The 2,514-nt window shown below is 37.0% G+C and carries 5 protein-coding genes; 2 read left to right on the top strand and 3 right to left on the bottom strand.

The window, feature by feature from the left end:
• Positions 1–108 precede the first annotated feature (108 nt).
• On the bottom strand, positions 109–243 hold the full coding sequence (locus CK510_RS34160) for a hypothetical protein (protein ID WP_281257107.1): 135 nt from the start codon (positions 241–243) through the stop codon (positions 109–111).
• Between CK510_RS34160 and CK510_RS29255 the strand changes: the two genes are divergently transcribed.
• Positions 242–937 (top strand): restriction endonuclease subunit S, encoded by a 696-nt coding sequence (locus CK510_RS29255; RefSeq protein WP_095724964.1) that lies wholly within the window; start codon positions 242–244, stop codon positions 935–937. The two genes, CK510_RS34160 and CK510_RS29255, sit on opposite strands and share 2 nt — an antisense overlap.
• An 80-nt stretch (positions 938–1,017) precedes the next feature.
• On the opposite strand, the gene CK510_RS29250 is transcribed toward CK510_RS29255, so the two are convergent.
• Both CK510_RS29250 and CK510_RS29245 read right to left on the bottom strand, forming a co-directional pair.
• Positions 1,018–1,353: a XisI protein gene (locus CK510_RS29250; RefSeq protein WP_095724963.1), complete on the bottom strand. Its 336-nt coding sequence runs from the start codon at positions 1,351–1,353 to the stop codon at positions 1,018–1,020.
• Positions 1,341–1,754 (bottom strand): XisH family protein, encoded by a 414-nt coding sequence (locus CK510_RS29245; protein WP_095724965.1) that lies wholly within the window; start codon positions 1,752–1,754, stop codon positions 1,341–1,343. The genes CK510_RS29250 and CK510_RS29245 overlap by 13 nt, the downstream gene beginning before the upstream one ends.
• A 185-nt stretch (positions 1,755–1,939) precedes the next feature.
• Here CK510_RS29245 and CK510_RS29240 point away from each other — a divergent pair, with 185 nt between their 5' ends.
• On the top strand, positions 1,940–2,317 hold the full coding sequence (locus CK510_RS29240; RefSeq protein WP_095724962.1) for a GxxExxY protein: 378 nt from the start codon (positions 1,940–1,942) through the stop codon (positions 2,315–2,317).
• Positions 2,318–2,514 lie beyond the last annotated feature (197 nt).

Raw genomic sequence — 2,514 nt, 5'->3', positions numbered from 1 at the left:
CCGCTTTCCCATAAAAACAGGCGACACATTTTTTGCATGAAGTCTTATGGGGTAAAGGGTTCAGAGTCAACAGCCTAATGCCCAGCCTTCACTCAATCGGAATTTTATTTACCCAATATCAATTAAAGTCCCTCCGCTTGCTGAACAAAAGACGATCGCACAATATCTTACTGATACAGATGAACTAATTGCGGCGTGCGATCGCGCTATCACCAAAAAGCGCAACATCAAGCAGGGAGCCATGCAGCAGCTCCTCACGGGTAAAGTGCGATCGCCTGGTTTTAGTGGCGAGTGGGAGGTGAATATACCAAAAGCTTACAAAAAAACAGAGCATGGCTTAATACCTATAGATTGGGAAGATAAAACAATTGGTAATTTGGTAAGATTTTGTGGTGGTTCACAACCACCTAGATCGACTTTTATTTTTGAATCAAAACAAGGATATATTCGCTTAATTCAGATAAGAGATTATAAAACGGATGAATTTAAAACATATATTCCTGAATATCTTGCCCGGAAAAAATGCTCTGTAGATGACATCATGATAGGAAGATATGGTCCTCCTATATTTCAAATTCTACAAGGAATAGAAGGTGCTTATAATGTTGCCTTAATAAAAGCAAGTCCTCTGGGAAATTTGAATAAAAAATACTTATATTATTTTCTTAAACAAGAATCTCTGTTGAAATTTGTGGAGGGATTATCACAAAGGTCTTCGGGACAAACAGGAATTGAAATGGATGCTTTAAAAGATTATCCATTTCCATCGCCATCTGATGCAGAAGAACAAAAAGCGATCGCGCAAATCCTCAGCGACATGGACGCAGAAATTGCAGCCTTAGAAAAAAACCGCGACAAATACAAAGCTATCAAACAGGGGATGATGCAAGAACTATTAACTGGGAAAACAAGATTGAACACGGATTACAAGGATTAAAGGATGACACAGATTAGAAGACAACACAGATAAACCTCCGTGTAATCTCATAATCCGTTTAATCCGTGTTCTCAATTAACTTATCCCACAGCAAAATCTGTCATCTGGCGCATTTTAGCAGTGTGAAACCCAATAACAATATCATGTTTTGGTACTCCCATCTCTACTAATTCCCTAGCAATATCAGCCTCTGTAGTATTTTGTTGAATCCAAATTTTTTCATCTTTAATATCCATATGCATCATAGTACCGTAAACTCGCTTTTGCTGATTCCAACCAACACTTAAAATTTGATAATGGTCGCCTTCAGTATCGAAAATTTTCTCAATTTCCACTTCCCCATAACTGGGTTTATATTGAGAATATTTAATTAATAACTGCTTAATTTTATCTCTATATTCTTCTAACTTAGCCATTCGACAATTTCCTCTTTATCAATATCATAAATCATGATTTTTAATTTATTTTCACTTACTACTGTTTGAGTAAAAGGTAAATTAAAAAAATCATTATAAATTGCTGATGGAACTGCTAAATATAAAACTCGTTCTGGTTCTTCTGAGCGTAATGCCGTGCGATAGTTGATAAATTGCCCCAATGCCATATGAAACTCGGAAATCTTGGAAGCACTAACAAAGCTTTTAATCTCAACTGCTATTTTTTGTGTACCTTTTTCTGCCGCCAGAATTTTTTCTATACTTAAATCAATCTGAATATCAACTCCACCACAACGGATACTTAATGGATCATCTGTAATTATCCAACCATCCTTTTCTATTGCAGTCCTAACGATGTTATGAAATAAATCACGAGCCATATTTAAAGCCAACCTTGCACCCACAAATACTATTTTACCTTGCTTTCCCGCAGTGAAGTTGCTCCCATAATCCCCTCAAAGTCAGAATCACAGATTAGACGGATTACAGGATGACACGGATGAGAAGAAGGAGCAAAATAAATAATCCGCGTAATCCCAAAATCCGTTAAATCCGTGTTCAAACAATGAGTAACTTAAAATACGCCGACATTACCGAAAAAATAATCGGAGCATCCTTTGAAGTCCACAAATTTCTCGGTAACGGTTTCCAAGAAGTCATCTACCAACGTGCATTAGCTTACGAAATGGGTCAAGCAAAGCTAGAATTCGCCCGCGAAATCGAACAACACATATACTACAAAGACCTTCCCGAACCCATCGGTACACGCAGAGCCGACTTTGTAGTCGAAAATAAAATCCTCGTAGAAATAAAAGCAGTCATCCAACTTGAAGATGTTCATCTAGCCCAAGCCCTCAATTATTTAAAAGCCTATAGATTAGAAGTAGGATTACTGATAAACTTTGGTAGCAAAAGCCTAACTTTTAAACGCCTAGTCATGTAAAATAAAGTCAGAATCACGGATTATACTGATTACGGGATGACACAGATTTAAAGATTGATAGAGATTAAAGATTTTACGATCAAGAATGCCATCAATTAATAAGCAACTCCTTCTAATCCCTCATCCGTGTAATCCTTTAATCCATACTAATCCGTGATTCCGACAGTGAGATAGATTAATAGAGACATGCGATCGCA

Origin of the sequence: Brunnivagina elsteri CCALA 953 (genome assembly GCF_002289455.1) — a bacterium.
Classification (GTDB): Bacteria; Cyanobacteriota; Cyanobacteriia; order Cyanobacteriales; family Nostocaceae; genus Brunnivagina; species Brunnivagina elsteri.
This window is presented reverse-complemented; position numbering and strand designations above follow the sequence as displayed.